The following is a 19,664-nucleotide window of genomic DNA, read 5'->3' as shown; positions in this document are numbered from 1 at the left end:
ACGCCGCTCCCCACCCCCACCCCCCTGCGCAGCTCCGAAGGATGTTTCGTCATGCGCAAAATCCCCCCACCCCGCGGTGCCGCGTGCGGCGTCGCCCTGTGTCTGGCGCTCACCACCGCCACCGCCCTGCCCGCCCGCGCGGACGCCCCCGGCCTGCACGCCACCGGGCTGCGGACCGACGCGCTCGACGAGCCCCTCGGAATCGACGACACGGCGCCCACCCTGAGCTGGCGCCTGGAGGCCCCCGGCCGCGGCTCCCTCCAGACCGCCTACCAGGTCGTCGCGGCGACGTCCCGCGACCGGCTCGGCAGCGCCGACCTGTGGGACACCGGCAAGGTGTCCTCCGCCGCCGCGAGCGCCGTCTACCGGGGCACGGCGCTCACCTCCCGCCGCCAGGTGTGGTGGCGGGTCCGGGTCTGGGACGGCTCGGGGCGCGCGTCGGACTGGAGCACGCCCGCCCTGTTCGAGACCGGCCTGCTCGGCAAGGACGACTGGTCCGCCAAGTGGATCAGTGACGAGCGCTGGCTGAACCGGGCGCCGACCCCCGCCACCGTCCCGCTGCCCGCCGGGACCAAGGCCCGCTACCTGCGGCTGGACGTGACGAAGCTCGGCCTTCCGGTCAAGGAGGGCGGCTCGCTGCTGTCCCGGCTCCAGCTCGCCGAGATCGAGGCGCTCGACCCGTCCGGGGCGAACGTCGCGAAGGGCGCGAAGGTCACCGCCTCCGAGGTGCGCGAGTACCCCGGCAAGTGGATGCCGGAGTTCGTCACCGACGGGTCGCTCACCACGCAGAAGGCACCGTTCGGCTACACGAGCCCCGCCTATGGCACTCAGGACCCCGGCCACCACATCTGGCTCCAGCTCGACCTCGGCGCCGCCAAGGACCTCGCCTCGGTCAAGCTGTACCCGCGCACGGACCTGATGACGAGCGCCGGCAAGACGCCGAACTTCCCCGTCGACTACACCCTGCAGACCTCCGACTCGGCGGACGGCCCGTTCGCGACCGTGAAGACCGTCACCGGCCAGGAGCCGCCGCCCGCCTACCAGACGGACCTGCCCCGGCTGCCCCTGCTCGCCCGGCAGTTCTCCCTGAAGGACGAGGTCCGGTCGGCGCGGCTCTACATCACCGCGCTCGGCATCTACGACGCCACCGTCAACGGCCGCCCGGTCAGCGACGCCGTCCTGGAGCCGCCGAACACCGACTACCGCAAGCGCGCCGAGTACGCAGCCTACGACGTCACGAAGCTGCTGCGGCGCGGCGGCAACGCGATCGGCGTGCGGCTCGGCAACGGCACCTACAACGTCACCTCCACCAGCGACCGCTACACCAAGTACGTCGGGGCGCAGGGATCGCCGAAGCTGCTCGCCCAGCTGGAGGTCACGCTCGCGGACGGGACGACCGCGCGGGTCGCGACCGACTCGTCCTGGCGCACCGACCTCGGCCCGACCACGTTCACGCACTGGTACGGCGGCGAGGACGAGGACGCCCGGCTCGCGCGCGAGGGCTGGGACGGGCCGTCGGCGGACCTGGCGTCCTGGCGCCCCGCCGCCGAGGCCCCCGACCCCGGCATCGCGTTGACCGCGCGCATGTCGCCCGCGATCGTGCCCGTCGGCCGCCGCGGGACCGTGAAGGTCACGCAGCCGAAGAAGGGCACCTACGTCTTCGACCTCGGCGAGAACGTCGCGGGCTGGCCGCGGATCCGGGTCGGCGGCCCGCGCGGCACGGAACTGGCGCTCAAGCCGGGGGAGCGGCTCGGCGCGGACGGCCTCGTCGAGCAGGGCACGATGATCGCGGGCGGCGCGCAGCGCCCGCCGATCGAGGACCACTACACCCTCGCCGGCGGCGGCACCGAGACCTGGCACCCCCGGTTCGTCTACCACGGCTTCCGCTACCTCCAGGTGACGGGCCTGCCGTCCGCGCCGGACCCGGACACCGTCTCCGCCGTCGTGCTGCGCGCGGGCAACGCCTCCGCCGGCTCGTTCGAGAGCTCCGACCTGCTGCTGAACGGCATCCACCGGATCATCGACCGGTCGATCCAGGGCAACATGTTCAGCATCCTCACCGACTGCCCCGACCGGGAGAAGCTCGGCTGGCTGGAGGAGACCCAGCTCGTCCAGGGGTCGGTCACCCGCAACTACGACGTCGCGGCCTACTACCCGGCGCTGCTGCGCAACATGGCCGAGGCGCAGACCGCCGACGGGCTCGTCCCCGACATCGCGCCCGAGTACGTCCAGTTCTCCGGCGGTGTCCGCGACGACCCCAACTGGGGCAGCGCCATCATCATGGCCGCCTGGCAGCACCACCGCACCTACGGCGACGCCCGCCCGCTGCGCGACTTCTACCCGAACATGCAGCGCTACCTGGACTACCTGACCTCCAAGGCGAAGGGGAACCTGCTCGACTACGGCCTCGGCGACTGGGCCGCCGTCGACAAGACCACGCCGCGCGGGATCGCCGCGACCTACGGCTACCAGCGCAGCGCCGCCGCGCTCGCCTCCGTGGCGGGGCTGCTCGGCAAGGACGACGACGCCGCGCGCTACCGCAAGCTCGCCGGCGACATCGCCGACGCGTTCAACGCCAAGTACCTGGACGAGGAGCGGCACACCTACGGGTCGGGCAGCCAGGCCGGGGACGCGTTCGCGCTCGACCTCGGCATCGTCCCGGAGGCGCAGCGGCAGGCGGTCCTCGACCACCTCGTCGCGTCCGTCAAGGGCAAGGGCTACCACGTCACCACCGGTGAGATCGCCCTGCCCGCCCTGTTCCGCGTGCTGTCGGCGGCCGGGCGCGACGACGTCATCCTCGCCGTCGCGCAGCAGGTCACCGACCCCAGCTACGGCTACCAGGTCGTGCACGGCGCGACCGCGCTCACCGAGTACTGGGACGGCCCCACCGGCTACGGTTCGCAGAACCACTTCATGCTCGGCGCGATCGACGAGTGGTTCGGCGCCGGGCTCGCCGGGATCGGCCAGGCCGGCGACTCGGTCGCCTTCGGCAATCTCGTCGTCCGGCCCGCCGTGGTCGGCGACCTGACCCGCGCCGCCTCCACCTACCGGACGCCGCGCGGCGCGGTGTCCAGCGAGTGGCGCCGCTCCGGGCACGACCTCCGCCTGGACGTGACCGTCCCGCCCGGCGCCCCCGCGCGCGTCGAGGTGCCGCTGCTCGGCGCGGCCGCCGCGACCGCCCCGGCGGGCGCCCGGTCCCTGGGCGTCCAGGACGGGCGGGCCGTGTACGAGGTCGGATCGGGCTCCTGGACGTTCAACGTCCGCACCCCCGAGGCCGTGCAACAGGACCGCACCCAGCTCGCCGTCGAACCGCCGTTCGGCGTCGACATCCCGGTGCTCGACGGGAAGACCACCGACGCCCGGTTCCGCGTCACCAACCTTGAGCGGCACACCGTCACGGTCCCGGTGAAGGCCGCCGCGTCGGACGGCTTCACCGCCGAGGCCGCGGGCCGGGTCACGATCCCCGCGGGCGGCTCCGTCCACGTCCCGGTCAAGATCGGGCATTCCGGCGGCGCGGCGGACGGCACCGTCACCCTCACCGTCGACGATGAGAGCGTTCAGGCCCCGGTCCGCGTCACCGGCAACCTCGTGCGCCTCGCCGAGATGTCGGCGTCCAGCGTCCACAGCGGCTCCTCGCCCGCGTGGACCAACGACGGCGGCACCGACTCGGGCGTCTGGCTGAACGGCGTCGGCGGCTGGAACGACGACACCGCAGGCGACTTCCCCGACACCCTCACCGCCACCTGGGACGAGCCGCAGCGCATCGGCCGCGTGAAGGTCTTCACGCTCGACGACCCCGCGCACCCGGCCGCCAAGTCCGGGATCCGGGACTTCGACGTCCAGGCGCGGGTGGACGGGGCATGGACGACCGTCGCGACCGTCGCCGGCAGCGCCGCCGGCACGGTCGAGAAGACCTTCGCCCCCGTCCCGGCGTCGGCCCTCCGGCTCCTGGTCCACGACTCCAACGACCACAACTACAGCCGCGTCATCGAACTGGAGGGCTACGCCTCATGATCCGTTCCAAGACGTTCCGCGTCGCCGCCGCGGCCGGGTTGTCGGCCGCCGTCGTGGCACTCCCCGGGACCGCGCAGGCCGCGCTGAGGGCCGGGCACGCGCCGCAGGCGCCGGCCGGGCTGACCGTGGGGGACCAGCCCCGCCCCCTGAGCGTGGAAGGGGCGCCGCTGTTCGGCTGGACGCCCCGCGACCGCGACCCCGGGGAGGTGCAGAGCGCGTACGAGATCGTCGTGCGGGACGCCTCCGGCAAGGCGGTCTGGGACAGCGGGCGCGTCCGGTCGGGGAGCCAGGAGTACGTGAAGTACGCCGGGCCGGCGCTCGCGCCGGAGACGTCCTACACATGGACGGTCCGGACCTGGGACATCTCCGGAAAGCGCTCTCCGTGGGCGCGGCCCGCCGCGTTCGACACCGGGCTGTCCGACCCGGACTGGCAGGCCGCCTGGATCCGGCGCACCACCGCGGAGGCCGACGACTACACCCTCGCCCGCAAGGACTTCACGGTCGGCGCGTCGAAGGTCGTGCGGGCCCGCGTGCACATCGCGGCCGGGCAGCAGTACGCGCTGCACCTGAACGGCGAGACCGTCGACCACGGCCCCGCCTTCGAGTACGCCGACGACGGTTTCTACAAGACCGTCGACGTCACCTCGAAGGTGAAGGCCGGGCAGCCCGCCACGATCGGCGCGCTCTACCACTGGTACGGGTCGGGGCAGGGGCGGCCGAAGGGCGAGCCGGGCCTGCTCGTCCGGCTGGTCATCGACCACGCCGACGGGACGCGGCAGGTCGTCGTCACCGACGGGACGTGGAAGGTGGCGCGCGCCCCCTGGAAGAAGGCGCCCAAGCGCAACGGCGACGGCGGCGACTACGTCGAGGACATCGACGGCACCGCCGTGCAGGCCGGGTGGGACGAGCCCGGCTTCGACGCCTCCTCCTGGCAGGACCCGGTGGTCGTCGGCGTCCACCCCGCGTCCGGGTTCAAGCACCTGCACGGGCAGGAGACCGCGCTCGCGTACCAGGCCGTCCGGCCGGTGAAGGTCACGCGGCTGGACTCGGGCGCGCTGGTCGCCGACTTCGGGAAGGTGATCCCGGCCGTGCCGGTGGTGCGGTTCCGGGACGGCGTCGCCGGGCGGCACGTCGACATGCACGCCTCCTACGTCCTCAACGCCGACGGGACGGTCTCCCGCTCCAAGGACGACAACCAGGACACCGACCTCAGCTACGGCTACACCCAGCGCGACGGCGACCAGACCTTCCGGCCGCTCACCTATATCGGGTTCCGCTACCTGGAGATCGCGCCTGGCTCGGGCGCCGAGGCGGACGACATCTCCGCCGTCGTCCAGCACAACGAGGTGACCCGCAAGGGCGACCTCCGCACGTCCGACGCGGGAGTGAACGCGGCCTACGACCTGATGGCGCGGTCGGCGCTGTACGGGTCGCAGTCGCAGTTCCTCGACACTCCCACCCGGGAGAAGGGGCAGTTCCTCGGCGACTCGGTCGACACGTCGATCGCCATGATGGGCGCGTACGGGGAGCGGCGCCTGACCCGGCAGGCGATCCGCGAGTTCATGGCGTCGCAGGCGCGGTACTGGCCGGACGGGCGCCTCAACGCCGTCTACCCGAACGGCGACGGCAAGCGCGACATCCCCGACTACACCGAGATGTTCCCCGGCTGGGTCTGGGACTACTACCAGCAGTCCGGCGACGCGTCCACGCTCGCGGAGGCGTACCCGGTGATGAGCGCGGTCGCCGGCTACGTCCGCCGCTACATCGCGGACGGGACGGGCCTGGTCACCAACCTGGAGGGCGGCTCCGGGGCCTACAAGTACGGCATCATCGACTGGCCCGCGACCATGCGGTACGGGCACGACATGGACACCGCCGCCCGCACGGTCGTCAACGTGCTCGGCGTGGACGTCCTGAACGCCACGGCCCGCGCCGCCGAGGTGCTCGGCAGGACCGGCGACGCGGAGGCGCTGCGCAAGGACGCCGGGACGCTCACCGGCAACATCAACGCCAGGCTCCGCCGCCCTGACGGCGTCTACATCGACGGCCTGAAGAGCGACGGCGTGCAGAGCACGCACGCCTCGCAGATCGCCAACGCCTACGCGCTCGCCTACGGCGTCGCCCCCGCCGCGGACCGGGCCGAGGTCGAGTCCCACATCGCCGGGCTCGGCATGCAGATGGGGCCGATGACCGCGCACCGGCTCCTGGAGGCGCTCGCGGGACGTCCGGCGGACGTCGTGGCCCGCCTGACCGACAAGGACGGGCCGGGCTGGGGCAACATCCTCGCCCGCGGCGGCACGTTCACGTGGGAGTCGTGGGACGCGCCGGAGACCGGGCAGAGCCACTCCCACCCGTGGGGCGCGACGTCGCTGGTCGAGGTGCAGCGGACCCTCCTCGGCGTCACCGCGACCGCCCCGGCCTCGGCCGCCGTCCGGATCAGGCCGCCGCTGACCGGGCTGGACCGCGCGGCCGGGACCGTCCCGTTGCAGCGCGGTGACGTCGGCGTCGCGTGGAAGCGGGCCGGCGACGGCTTCTCCCTCGACGCGGACATCCCGGTCAACGTCCGCGCCGAGATCCACGTCCCCGCCCGTTCGGCCGGCGACGTGCACGTCTCCGGGCCGGGCGGCGCCCGCTTCGTCGGCATGAAGGACGGCTACGCCGTCTTCGAGGCCGGCTCCGGGCACCTCACCTTCCGTTCGAACCACCTCTGAGGAGCCCGGTCATGACCGAACGATCGAGAAGCGGGATGAGCCGGCGGCACTTCCTCGGGGCGTCGGTGGCCGGGGTGGCGGGCACGGTCGTCCTCGGCTCCGCCGGGGGCGCCGCGTCGGCGTCCCCGGCCGCCGCGGCGGCCCGGACGCCGTCCGGGCTGCTGACCTCCCTGCTGCCCGACGGGCTCGGCGTCACCGCGGCCCGGCCGCGGCTGAGCTGGCGGCTCGCCGACCTCGGCCCGGGGACGAAGCAGACGCACTACCAGGTGCAGTTCGCCACCACGCCGGCCCGCCTGGAGCACGGCCCGCACGTCTGGGACAGCGGCAGGGCGGCGTCGTCGGCGTCCGTCGCCGTGCCGTACGGCGGTCCGGCGCTGTCGCCGCGGACGCCGTACTGGTGGCGGGTCCGGACGTTCGACGGGCCCAAGGCGTCCCGCTGGTCCGAGCCCGCGCTGCTGGCCACGGGCGTCGAGGAGTGGTCCGCCGAGCCGATCTGGACGGCGGCCGCGCAGGCGCCCGGCGACGGCATCCTCAAGGTCCGGGTGCAGATCACCTCGGTCGCGGCGAGCCTGTGGTTCCGGGCGTCCGGGACGAGCGCCAACTACCTGTGGCAGCTGCGCGCCGGATCTCCGGGCGTCCTGAAGAAGCACGTCTGCGTGAACGGCGCGTACCAGGTGCTGGAGGAGAAGCGGCTGGCGTTCCCCGTCGAGACGGGCCGCTGGTACGACGTGGCGGTCGAGATGGCGGGCTCCACCTTCCGGACGTCCATCGACGGGGCGGAGGTCGACACCACCACCGACGGCACGTACCGGACGGGCACGGTCGGGATGCGCAACGGCTCCAGCGAGGCCAACGTGTGGGACCGCGTCACCTTCACCGGCGCGGACGGCAAGGCGGTCATCGACGAGGACTTCACCGACGGCCGCGGCACCTTCGGCGCCGGCACGGTCGCGGGGGGCGCCCTGACCCTCGCCAAGGGGCAGTCGACGCTGTCCTCGGCCGGGTCGCCCGACGACAGCTGGGCGCTGCTGCGCACCGAGTTCACCCCGGAGCGCAAACCGATCGCGGCCGCCGTGCTCCACGTCGCCGCCCAGTCCCCGGCGCCCAGCCGCCAGTACCCCGCCAAGATCTGGGTGAACGGCGAGGTGGCCGGCTTCGCCTCCATGCGGGGCGGGACGGGGGCGCCGAAGTACCACTCCTTCGACGTCACCAAGGCGCTGGAGCCGGGCCGGCCCAACGCGCTCGCCGCGCTCGCGTTCACCACCGAGGACAAGCGGTTCCTCGCCGAACTCGTCGTCACCTACGCCGACGGGACGTCCACCACCGTCAGGAGCGGCGCGGCATGGAAGGCGCGCCGCCAGGCCGGGATGCTGCGCGACGGCGGGACGATCGGCTCCAGCTTCTACCTGGGTCCCCAGGAGTACTGGGACATGCGGCAGGAGCCGGCCGGCTGGACGAGCCCCGGCTTCGACGACTCCGGCTGGGAGCCGGCGGTGGTGAAGCCGGCCATCGCCGGGCTGGAGCCCGCGCTCGTCGAACCGGTCGGGCTGTACGACGTCCGGCCCGCGTCCGTGCGGAAGGCGTCGTCCGGCACCTGGATCGTCGATCTCGGGCGGGAGATCGCGGGCGGTCTGCGCCTGTCCGTGCGCGGCAAGGCCGGGCAGACCGTCGAGGTCCGGCTCGGCGAGGAGCTGAACGCCGACGGGACCGTCAGGCACGCGCTGCGCGCCGGCGTCACCTACCGGGAGGTCTGGACGCTCCGCGACGGCGACCAGACCATCGAGCACTGGGGCTACCGAGGGTTCCGCTACGCGCAGCTGATCTGCGACGACGACCTCGACCTCTCGCAGGCCGCCACCGGGCGCGCCTGGCGGGCCGCCTGGCGCGACTCCGACGCGTCGTTCTCCAGCTCCAGCCCCGACCTCGACCGCGTGTACGAGCTGTGCCGGTACTCGATCGAGGCGACGCGCGGCGACCTCTACACCGACACGCCCACCCGCGAACGCGGCCCCTACGAGGGCGACGCGCTCGTCAACCAGGCGTCCGAGTACGCCGTGCAGCGCTCGTTCGCGCTTGCCCGCGCGTCCGACGCCTACCTGGCCCGCAACCCCACCTGGCCCACCGAGTACCGGCTGATGAGCGTCATGTCGGCCTGGCAGGACTACCTGCACACCGGTGACCCGGAGCAGCTCGCCGCGGACTACGACATCCTCGTCTCCAAGCACCTGACGCCGCACCTCGGCGAGGACGGGCTCGTCCACAAGAAGCCCGGCTCGCCCACTCAGGACCTGGTCGACTGGCCTGCGTCCAACCGGGACGGCTACGTGTTCACCGACGTCAACACGGTCGTGAACGCCTGCCAGTACGCCGCGTTCACCGCCATGGCCGACATCGCGGACGCGCTCGGCAGGACGGCCGACGCGAAGAGCTGGCGGGGGCGCGCCGACACGCTGGCCAAGGCGATGCGGGAGCAGCTCCTCGACGCGTCCAACGGGCGGTTCTTCGACGGAGTGGGCACCACCCACAGCGCGCAGCACGCCACCGTGTACCCGGTCGCGCTCGGCGTGGCCGGGCCCGGCACGGTTCCCGACTCCGTCGTCCGTGCCTTGGGCGAGACCCTCGCCGGCGGCGGCATGAAGGTCAGCGTCTACGGCGCGCAGTTCCTTCTGGACGCCCTGTTCGCCACCGGCCAGGCCAAGGCCGCGATCGGCCTGATGACGGCCACCGGCATGAGCTCCTGGCTCCACATGCTGGACGACCTGGGCGCGACCATCGTGGCCGAGGCCTGGGACCCGTCCCTCAAACCCAACATGACGTTCTCGCACGCCTGGGGCTCGGCGCCCGCGAACGTCATCCCGCGCCACGTCCTCGGTGTGCGGATCACCGCGCCGGGAGCGGCCGAGATCGAGGTCCGGCCGCGCCCGGGCGGGCTGGCCCGCGCCTCCGGCCGGGTTCCGACGATCCGCGGTCCGGTCTCCGTCGCGCTCGACCGCAGTGAGGGCTACCGCCTGGACGTGGACGTGCCGCCCGGCATGTCCGCCCGTGTCGTCGTCGAGCTCGGCGACGACGATCCGCGCGCGTTCCGCCTCACCGGACCCCATGCCCGCGCCCCCCGCTCCACCAGCCAGGACGCGACCGGCCGGCTCCTCGCCATCGGCCCGGTCGGCTCCGGCCGCAGCACAGTGATCAGGAGTTGACAGTGAACGACGAACGCATGGGCCAGGGCGTCACCCGCAGGCGCGCACTCCAGATCGGCGCCGCCGCCGCCGTGGTGGCGGGCGCCGGCCCGGTCCTCGGTGGCGAGGCGGCGGCGCAGGCCGCGCCCGGTCTCCCCGCGGCGCCGGAGGCCGGCGGGTTCGCCGGCCCCGGCGCGGCGGTGCGGCCCCGGTTCCGCTGGTGGTGGCCGGACGGCCTGGTCGATCCGGCGGAGATCCGGCGCGAGATCGACCAGATCGCGGACGCCGGGTTCGGCGGCGCGGAGATCGTCGCCGTGCACCACAGCATCCGCGACAAGTCCGTCCTGGACCCGGCGGGGCACGGCTGGGGCACCCCGGTCTGGAACGCCGGCGTCGAGGCCGCGCTCGACCAGGCCGCGCGGCGCGGCGTGACCGTCGACCTGACGATCGGCCCGGCCTGGCCCGCGGCCGTCCCGACGATCACGCCGGACGACGAGGCCGCCGTCCAGGAACTCGCGTACGGGACGGTGACCGTCGCGGGCGGCGCCACCCACGACGGCCCGGTCCCCGAGCCGGTCGCCCCGCCCGAGGGCGGCGTGACCAGGCGCCACCTCGTCGCCGTCCACGCCGTCCGGCTCGACGCCGCGAACAACACCCGCAAGGAGACCGGCCTCGACCCCGCGTCGTTCACCGACCTGACCTCGAAGGCCGCGGGGGAGCGGATCACCTGGACGGCCCCCGAGGGCGGCGACTGGCTGCTGTTCTCCTACTGGCGGCGCGGCAGCGGGCAGCGGCCGGAGTCCGGCCCGCACTCGTCCCCGGACAGCTGCGTCGTCGACCACTTCAGCCGCGCCGGGACCCGGGCCGTCACCGCGTTCTGGGAGGCGCGCCTGCTCACCCGCGACATCCGCAAACTGATCAAGCGGGCGGGCGCGACGCTGTTCGAGGACTCGATCGAGCTGGAGACGGCGGCGCTCAACTGGACGCCCGACCTGCCCGCCGAGTTCCGGCGGCGCCGGGGCTACGACCTGATGCCGTACCTTCCGGTGATCGTCCGGCTCAAGGAGAACACCAAGTTCGCCTACGACGCGGCGACGACCTCCCACGTCCGGCACGACTTCTGGCAGACGGTCTCCGACCTGTTCAACGAGTTCCACTTCGCGGCGCTCGCGAAGTGGGCGCACTCGATCGGGCTGGAGTACCGCGCGCAGCCGTACGGGCTGGAGACCGACGCCATCTACACCGCTGCGATCCTGGACGTCCCGGAGGGCGAGTCGCTCGGGTTCAAGAACCTGGACGACTACCGCGCGCTCGCCGGAGGCCGCGACATGGGCGGACGCAAGGTCCTCTCCTGCGAGGCGGGCGCCTACCAGGGCGGCGCCTACAACACCACCTGGGGCAAGTTCCTCCGCACCATGGGCGGCGCCTACGCGGCCGGTCTCAACCAGACCGTCTTGCACGGCTTCTCCTACGCCACCGCGCCTGGGGCGGCGTGGCCGGGCTTCGCGGCGTTCACCCCCTACAACGGCGGCATCGGGTTCTCCGAGTCGTGGGGGCCGCGCCAGCCGACGTGGCGGCACGCCCCCGACGTGGCCGCCTACCTGTCGCGCGTCCATCTGGCCATGCAGGCGGGCAAGAGCCGCATCGACGTGGCCGTCTTCCGCCAGAAGGGCTACACCAAGACCGGCATCGGCGCCGGGTGGTTCACCAAGTTCGGCATCCCGCTGGGCTGGACGCACCAGCTCATCAGCGCGCCGCTGCTCGACCTCCCGTCCGCGACCGTGTCCGGCGGACGGCTCGCTCCCGACGGCCCGGCCTACAAGGTCGTGTTCGTCGAGGGCGACCGCTTCGGCGGCAACGAGTGCACGCTGCCGCTCGCCACGGCCCGCACCATGCTGAAGCTGACGAAGGCGGGCCTGCCGCTGCTGTTCCTCGGCGACTGGTCGGCCGCGACCGTGCCGGGCCTGGCCCGCGACGGCGAGAACGAGCAGCTGCGCGCCGTCCTCAAGCAGGTGTTCGCGCAGCCGCGCGTCCGCGTCGTCGCCGCGGAGGCGGACGTGCCCGGGGCGCTGGCCGACCTCGGCCTGCGCCCGACGGTCTCCTACGCGGAGGCGTCGACGCTCCTCACCGGCCACCGGCGGGACGGCCGCGCCGACTACTTCTACCTGTGCAACGGCAAGCACGCCGAGACCGTCAAGCCGCCGGTCGCCGCGATCGACCACGAGGTCACGTTCACCCGGTCCGACCGCAAGGCCGTCCCGTACCGGCTGAACCTGTGGACGGGCGAGACCGAGCGGATCGCCGTCTACCGCGAGGACGGCGACACGATCACGCTGCGGGTCGCGCTCCAGCCCTCCGAGGCCACCGTGATCATCCTGGCGCGCGGCGGCGAGGCGCCGTCCGCGACCGCGTCGCAGGCCGAGCTCCGCGTCGACCGGCAGCGCCTGATCGCCCGCGCGAAGGCCGCCGGCGGCTACTCCACCACGCTGCCCGACGGCCGCACCGTGCGGACGGAGATCGGCGCCGTGCCCGAGGCGCGGACGCTCACGTCCTGGCGGCTCCAGGTGGAGGACATGACGCCGGACGGCGTGAAGCGGCACGACCTGGAGCTCGACGGCCTCAAGGCGTGGCCGGACATCCCCGAGCTCGCGGACGTCTCCGGCATCGGCACCTACACCACCACCGTGGACTGGGCGGGCGGCGGCGCGCTGCTGGAGCTCGGCGAGGTCTTCGACACCTGCCGCGTCACCGTCAACGGCCACCGGCTCCCGGTGAGCGTGATCGTCCCGGTCGTGGACATCGGCCCCTGGCTGCGGCGCGGCGCGAACACGATCGAGGTCGAGGTCGCCACGACGCTGAACAACCGGCTCCGCGTCTCCGACCCGGGCGTCTACGGCAGCGCGGCGCGCCAGCGGTACGGGCTGATCGGGCCCGTCCGGCTCGTCCCCTACGCCGAGGCGGTGGTCCCCACCCGCTGAACCCCGGACGTGCGGGAGGGCGTTGGCCCCGCCCTCCCGCACGGTGGACCCCTCATCCCAAGCCCTCTTCAAGACCGGAATAGCGAGGAATCCATGCACACCAGCGTATCCAGGCGCCGCCGCGGCGCCATCGCGGTCGCTCTCGGACTGTCCGCCCTGACCGCCGTCCAGGCGGCCCCGCTCGGTTCCGCCTATGCCGAGCCGGGCCGCGAGCCGGGCCGCGAGTCGGCCCCCTGGGAGCGGTACAACTTCTCCCCGTCGTCACGGACCCTCCACCCGGTGTCGGTCTTCAAGACCACCGGCACAGTGGCGGACCAGGACGCCGTCCTGAAGGGCGGTGCGACCGGCCTGACCGGCGCCGGATCGTCCGTCACGCTCGACTTCGGCAAGGAGGTCAGCGGGCTCACCACGCTGAACTTCGCCGGGTCGGACGGCCCGCAGAAGGTCGGCGTCGCGTTCTCCGAGTCGTCCACCTACGTGGACACCACGAGCGACGCCTCCACCGGAGGCCCCCGCAGCCGCGACGGCGCCCTCTCCGTGGACGTCGACGGCGCCACGTCCTACACCATGCCCGCCGAGCTGCTCCGCGGCGGCTTCCGCTACCTGACGGTCTTCATGCAGTCCGGCGGCCGGGTCGACCTGGACAAGGTGTCGCTGCACTACACCCCCGCGCCGGCGATGAAGGACCCGTCGAAGTACGCCAACTACTTCTACTCGAGCGACGACCTGCTCAACCGCATCTGGTACGCGGGCGCCTACACCGTCCAGCTCAACACGATCTCGCCGAAGACCGGCCGGGTCTGGGAGCCCCCGGCGGCCCTGTGGGACAGCACCGGCGACATCGGCGTCGGCGACACCATCCTCGTGGACGGCGCCAAGCGCGACCGGACCGTCTGGCCCGGCGACCTCGGCATCGAGATCCCGAGCGCCTACGCGGCGTTCAACGACACCGAGTCCGCCCGGAACGCGCTCACCACCGTCTACCAGGCCCAGCGCGACACCGGCGAGCTGCCCTACGCCGGGCCCGAGCTGAACAAGTGGGGCTCGGACACCTACCACCTGTGGACCCTCGCCGCGAGCTGGGACTACTACCACTACACCGGCGACACGGGCTGGCTGTCCGGCGTCTGGGGCCGGTACCAGAAGGGCGTCGACTTCATCGCCCGGAAGATGGACGACAAGGGCCTGGTGTCCATCACCGGGACGTCCGACTCCGTCCGGATCCTGGCCAAGGGCGAGAACCTCATCGCGAACGTGCTGATGTGGCGCGTCCTCGACAGGGGCTCGCAGCTCGCCAAGGCGCAGGGCGACGACTCCCTGGCCGCGTCCTACGCCGAGCGGGCCGCCGCGCTCCGCACCGCCATCAACGCGAACTTCTGGGACGAGGCCGCCGGCGCGTACAAGTTCTACCCGAACTCTCCGATCCACCCGCAGGCGGACAACTCCCTCGCCGTCTGGTACGGCCTCGCGGACCAGCGGCAGGCGCGCCGCATCAGCGAGTCCCTCAAGGGCAACTGGAACGAGATCACCTCCACCGCGCCCGAGAACAAGGGCAACCCAGGCGTCTTCTCCGGATCGATGGAGGTGAACGCCCACTTCGCGGCGGGCGGCAAGGCCGCCGACCAGGCCGGCGTGGACATCATCCGCCGCCAGTGGGGCTACATGCTCGACCACCCGCAGGGGACCGGCAGCACCTTCTGGGAGTCGTTCCGCAACCCGGGGGACGGGTGCGTCTTCTGCAGCTCCTACGTCAGCCTCGCGCACGCCTGGGCGACGGGCCCGACGCCGGCCCTCACGTTCTCCGTCCTCGGCCTGAACCCCACCGGGACGGGCGGACGGTCGTTCGACTTCGTCCCGCACCCGGCCGACCTGACGTTCGCGCAGGGCCGGATCACCACGACGGCCGGCGCGGTCGACGCCTCCTGGAAGGTCTCCGGCGGGACGTACACCGCGCACCTGAAGGCTCCGGGCACCACCGTCGGCCGCGCCGGCGTGCCGACGTTCGGCGCCCGCATCGAGGTCCGGGTCGACGGACGCCTCGTCTGGGACGGCACCCGCGCACGGGCCGCAGGCGTCCACGGCGACGGCGAGTACGTGTACATCGAGGGCCTGCGCGGCTCGCACCGCCTCCAGAGCGACCGCGCATGACCGCCCTTCCAGGAGTCCCCTTGCGCAGGCCACTGCGCGGCCTCGCGGCCGCGTCCATCACCGTCGCCCTCCCGATGACCTTCCTTTCCGCCCCCGTGTACGCGGACGCGGAAGCCCACGTCACCCGCATGAAGACCGCCGACCTCAACCAGGCCCTCGGCATCGACGACACGACGCCGCCGCTGACCTGGCAGCTCCAGGGCGGCCGGAACGTCACCCAGACCGCCTACCAGATCCAGGCCGCCACCAGCGAGAAGGCCCTGCAGGACGGCCGCGCCGACCTCTGGGACTCCGGCCGGGTGGCCTCCGGCGGCCAGCGCGCCGTCTACGCGGGCAAGGAGATCGGCAGCCGGACCCGGGTGTACTGGCGCGTCCGCGTCTGGACCGGGCCGCGGCCCTCCGGCTGGTCGTCGCCGTCCTGGTTCGAGACGGGCCTGACGTCCCAGAACGACTGGCGGGGCGGCTGGATCGGACAGAAGGACTGGCAGGTCGCGGGCAAGAAGCCCGCCCCGATCATGGTGAAGCTGCCGAAGACCACCGCGCGCTACGTCCGCCTGGACGTGACGAAGCTGGGCCTGCCCAAGGTCGAACAGCTGCCGGACAAGACCTGGCGGCTCCAGCTCGCCGAACTGGAAGTGCGCGACTCCGGCGACCCGGACACCAACCTCGCCAAGGGCAGGACCGTCACCGCGTCCGACAACGGCGGCAACGTCAACCGCAAGTGGCTGACCCGCTACCTGACCGACGGCACGCAGACCACGAACCAGGAGTTCGCCGGCTGGTCGAGCTCCGCCTACGGCAAAGCGGACGTCTCCGACAAGCCGCTCACCCTCACCGTGGACCTCCAGGTGGCAAAGGACTTCGACGAGGTCCTCCTCTACCCGCGCACGGACCAGGGCATCGAGGGCGGCAAGGTCCCGTACGCGCCCGTCGACTTCTCGGTCGCCGCCTCCGACGCCGCCGAGGGGCCCTTCACGACGAGGGCGGCCGTCACCGGCCAGGAGCCGCCCGAGTCGCCCGTCCCCGAGGCCCTGCCGATCTTCGCGAAGGACTTCGGGCTGCCCGGCGGCGTCCGCAGCGCCCGCCTCTACGTCGCCGGCCTCGGCGTCTACGAGGCCCGGCTGAACGGGCGCCGCGTCGGCGACGCCGAACTGGAACCGGCCAACACCGGGTTCAAGAAGCGCGTCCAGTACGCGACCTACGACGTCACGAACATGCTCCGCTCCGGCACCAACACGCTCGGCGTCGAGCTGGGCAACGGCATCGCCAACGTGATCTCGACCCCCGACCGGTACCGCAAGTTCACCGGGACGATCAGCGACCCCAAGCTGATGGCCCAGCTGGAGGTCGCCCTCTCCGACGGCCGCGTCGTGCGGGTCGCCAGCGACGGCACGTGGAAGACCGTCCTCGGGCCCGTCACGTTCTCCAACTGGTACGGGGGCGAGGACCACGACGCCCGCCGCGAGCGTCCCGGCTGGGACAGGCCGGGCGCGTCCCGCTCCGGTTGGGAGGCGGCCGTCCCCGTCGCGGCGCCGGGCGCGCTGAGCGGCCGCACGGCCGAACCGGTCCGCGTGGTCGAGACGCTGGAGGGCCGCCAGGTCGGGGCGGGTGACGGCTACCGGGTGTTCGACGTCGGCCGCAACATCGCGGGCCGTCCCGAGATCACCGTCGAGGCCCCGGCCGGGACGTCCGTGCGGGTCCTGCCGTCCGAGAGCCTCAAGGACGGCCGCGCGTTCCAGTCGATGAGCAACGTCGGGGCGCCCATCTGGGACGAGTACACGACGCGCACCGCGGGTTCCGAGACGTGGCATCCGCAGTTCTCCTACCACGGCTTCCGCTACCTGGAGGTGCGCGGCCTGCCCGAGGGCGCGACGATATCCGTGCGGGGGCAGGTGCTGCGCGCCGACAACGACTCCGCGGGCTCGTTCAGCTCGTCCAGCGACCTCCTCAACGGCATCCACGGGCTGATCCGCCGTGCGATCGAGGGCAACATGACGAGCGTCCTCACCGACTGCCCGAGCCGGGAGAAGCTCGGCTGGCTGGAGCAGACCCACCTCGTCGGCGACGCGCTCGCCGCCAACTACGACGTGCACGCCCAGCTCCGCAAGATCGTCCAGGACATGGCGGACGCGCAGACCGAGACCGGGCTCGTCCCGTCCACGGTCCCCGACTACACGGTCCTTCCGGGCACCTACAGGGACGACTCCAACTGGGGCGGCGCGTTCGTCGCCGTCCCGTGGCAGCTCTACCTGAACTACGGCGACACCGAGACCATGCGGACGTACTACGACGCGATGAAGCGGTACGCCGCGTACATCGAGGGCCGCGTCTCCGACGGGCTGACCGACTACACCCTGGGCGACTGGTTCACCCCCGACCGCACGTTCCCCAAGGTCGTCTCGGGGACGTACGGCTGGTGGCGGATCGCCGACACCATGTCCAGGATCGCAGGCGCGCTGGGCGACGAGGCGGGCGCCGCCGCCTACCGCGCCAAGGCCGACAGGAGCGCCAAGGCCCTCTCGGACAAGCTCTACGACCCCGCGACCGGCACCTTCGGGGGCGGCGGCCAGGGCGCCGAGGCCATCGCGCTGGACATGGGGGCCGTGCCCGCCGACCAGCGCCAGAGGCTGCTCGACCACCTGGTCGGCAGCATCCGCGACGCGGGCCACCACCTGCTGCTCGGTGAGATCTCGCTGCCGTCGGCGTTCCGGGTCCTGCCGGACGAGGTGATCTACAAGATCGCGACGCGGACGGACAGCCCGAGCTACGGGTACCAGGTCGTCCACGGGAACACCGCCCTGGGCGAGTCGTGGGACGGCGGCGCCGGCCAGTCGCAGAACCACTTCATGCTCGGCTCGATCGACTCCTGGTTCTCCGGCCGCCTCGCCGGCATCCGGCAGGCGCCCGGCTCCGCCGGGTACCGCGAGCTGGTCATCGACCCGGCCGTGGTCGGCGACCTGACCAGCGCCTCCGCCACCCGGCGGACGCCGTTCGGCGAGGTCCGCTCCTCCTGGACGCTGGAGGACGGCGAGATCACCCTGAAGGTCACGGTCCCGCCGGGCAGCACCGCCCAGGTGCACGTCCCGGGCACCGCCGAGCCGACGACGGTCGGCTCCGGCACCCACACCTTCCACGGCACCGTCTCCTGACGCACCATCCGGTGGGCCGCGCCCCGCGGCCCACCGGACCGGCGCCTTGCCTGCGGTCACGAATATTGATAGTCAGAGACTGTGACTAAAGATGGACGGGACCGCGCGGCCCGGGGGCGCGGCGCCCCCGACCTCGGCATGCTGGCGGGTCAGCTGATGCGGGCGCTCCAGGAGGAGCTGTTCCACCGGCTCGCCGAGGAGGGGCACCCCGACGTCCGGCCGCGGCACGGAACCGTCCTCGCCTTTCTGGACCCCGCGGGCGTGCGCGCGACCGAGCTGTCGGCCCGCTCCGGGCAGCACAAGCAGATCGTCGGCACGATCGTGGACGAGCTGGTGGAGCTCGGGTACGTCCTCCGCGAACCCGACCCCGCCGACCGCCGCGCCAAGCGGGTCGTCCCCACCGAGCGCGGACTCGACGAGATCGCCAAGGCCCGCGCGATCCTCGCCGGCATCGAGGACCGCCACCGGCGCGCCCTCGGCGCCGAGCGCTACACCGTCTTCAAGGACGCGTTCCACGAGATCGCCCGGTCCCAGCGGGCCTGGGACCGGGACGCCTGACGCGGCCTCCGGGCCGGGGCGCGGTCGCCCCGCCATGTTTGACGGCACGTCGCTGGGCAGGAGAGCGCACGGCACACAGTCGAGGAAGGAGGGACACCGTGACCGTACCGAAGGTGGATCTCATCGACGGGACCGCGATGCCGCAGCTCGGCTTCGGGGTCTTCCAGGTGGGGAACGACGAGGCCGAGAGCGCCGTGGCGACCGCCCTGCGGAACGGCTACCGCAGCATCGACACCGCGAGCGTCTACGGCAACGAGGACGGCGTCGGGCGCGCCCTGCGCGCGTCGGGGCTGCCGCGCGAGGAGCTGTTCGTCACCAGCAAGGTGTGGAACAGCGACCAGGGCTACGACGACACGATGCGCGCCTACGAGGCGAGCCTGTCCCGCCTCGGCCTGGAGTACCTGGACCTCTACCTCATCCACTGGCCGATGCCGGGCCGCGGCCTGTACCTGGAGACATGGCGGGCGCTGGAGCGGCTGAAGCACGACGGCCGGGTCCGGTCGATCGGCGTCTCCAACTTCACGGTCGAGACGCTGCGCCGGATCATCGACGAGGCCGACGTCGTCCCCGCCGTCAACCAGATCGAGCTGCACCCGTACTTCCAGCAGGACGGGCTGCGCGCCTTCCACCGAGACCACGGCATCCGCACCGAGGCGTGGGCGCCGCTCGGGCAGGGCCACGGGCTCCTGGACGACCCCGCGCTCGACCGCATCGCCCAGGCGCGCGGCCGCACCCCCGCGCAGATCGCGCTCCGCTGGCAGTTGGAGATCGGGAACGTCGTGATCCCGAAGTCGGTGACGCCCTCCCGGATCGCCGAGAACATCGACGTGTTCGGCTTCGAGCTGACGACGGACGACATGAAGGCGATCGGCGAGATGGACAAGGGCGTCCGGTTCGGGCCCGACCCGGCGACCTTCGAGACGGACTAGC

At 72.9% G+C, this 19,664-nt stretch carries 8 protein-coding genes; all 8 read left to right on the top strand.

All coding sequences use genetic code 11. The annotated features are described in order from the left end of the window. Nucleotides 1-51: 51 nt before the first annotated feature. The 8 genes from ABWI07_RS21165 (at nt 52) to ABWI07_RS21130 (ending at nt 19,663) form a co-directional block, all read left to right on the top strand. Nucleotides 52-4,014, top strand: a complete 3,963-nt coding sequence (locus tag ABWI07_RS21165) for a family 78 glycoside hydrolase catalytic domain (protein ID WP_353819573.1) — start codon at nt 52-54, stop codon at nt 4,012-4,014. Further along, nucleotides 4,011-6,725 (top strand): family 78 glycoside hydrolase catalytic domain, encoded by a 2,715-nt coding sequence (locus tag ABWI07_RS21160; protein ID WP_353819572.1) that lies wholly within the window; start codon nt 4,011-4,013, stop codon nt 6,723-6,725. The genes ABWI07_RS21165 and ABWI07_RS21160 overlap by 4 nt, the downstream gene beginning before the upstream one ends. Nucleotides 6,726-6,736: 11 nt before the next feature. Continuing rightward, nucleotides 6,737-9,922 carry a family 78 glycoside hydrolase catalytic domain gene (locus tag ABWI07_RS21155; RefSeq protein WP_353819571.1) on the top strand — a complete coding sequence of 1,062 codons (3,186 nt, stop codon included), beginning with the start codon at nt 6,737-6,739 and terminating at the stop codon, nt 9,920-9,922. Between the two features lie 2 nt (nt 9,923-9,924). Beyond that, nucleotides 9,925-12,879 carry a glycosyl hydrolase gene (locus ABWI07_RS21150; protein ID WP_353819570.1) on the top strand — a complete coding sequence of 985 codons (2,955 nt, stop codon included), beginning with the start codon at nt 9,925-9,927 and terminating at the stop codon, nt 12,877-12,879. 93 nt (nt 12,880-12,972) lie between these two features. Next, nucleotides 12,973-15,027, top strand: coding sequence for an alpha-L-rhamnosidase-related protein (locus tag ABWI07_RS21145; RefSeq protein WP_353819569.1), 2,055 nt, complete (start codon nt 12,973-12,975; stop codon nt 15,025-15,027). Nucleotides 15,028-15,047: 20 nt separating this feature from the next. Then, the gene (locus ABWI07_RS21140) at nt 15,048-18,176 is read left to right on the top strand and encodes a family 78 glycoside hydrolase catalytic domain (RefSeq protein WP_353819568.1); all 3,129 of its coding nucleotides are present in this window, start codon (nt 15,048-15,050) and stop codon (nt 18,174-18,176) included. 81 nt (nt 18,177-18,257) lie between these two features. Further along, nucleotides 18,258-18,734 (top strand): MarR family winged helix-turn-helix transcriptional regulator, encoded by a 477-nt coding sequence (locus ABWI07_RS21135; protein ID WP_353819567.1) that lies wholly within the window; start codon nt 18,258-18,260, stop codon nt 18,732-18,734. A 137-nt stretch (nt 18,735-18,871) separates the two neighbouring features. Continuing rightward, the gene (locus ABWI07_RS21130; RefSeq protein ID WP_353819672.1) at nt 18,872-19,663 is read left to right on the top strand and encodes an aldo/keto reductase; all 792 of its coding nucleotides are present in this window, start codon (nt 18,872-18,874) and stop codon (nt 19,661-19,663) included. Nucleotide 19,664 lies beyond the last annotated feature (1 nt).

Source organism: Actinomadura sp. NPDC000600 (genome assembly GCF_040492135.1).
In the GTDB taxonomy this organism is placed as follows: domain Bacteria; phylum Actinomycetota; class Actinomycetes; order Streptosporangiales; family Streptosporangiaceae; genus Spirillospora.
The sequence above is the reverse complement of the archived record's forward strand: the minus strand, read 5'-3'. Positions and strand labels throughout refer to the sequence as shown.

Coding starts and splice junctions, on each gene's coding strand:
- ABWI07_RS21145 (WP_353819569.1), top strand. CDS start 12,973: ATGCACACCAGCGTATCCAGGCGCCGCCGCGGCGCCATCGCGGTCGCT.
- ABWI07_RS21130 (WP_353819672.1), top strand. CDS start 18,872: ATGCCGCAGCTCGGCTTCGGGGTCTTCCAGGTGGGGAACGACGAGGCC.
- ABWI07_RS21165 (WP_353819573.1), top strand. CDS start 52: ATGCGCAAAATCCCCCCACCCCGCGGTGCCGCGTGCGGCGTCGCCCTG.
- ABWI07_RS21160 (WP_353819572.1), top strand. CDS start 4,011: ATGATCCGTTCCAAGACGTTCCGCGTCGCCGCCGCGGCCGGGTTGTCG.
- ABWI07_RS21155 (WP_353819571.1), top strand. CDS start 6,737: ATGACCGAACGATCGAGAAGCGGGATGAGCCGGCGGCACTTCCTCGGG.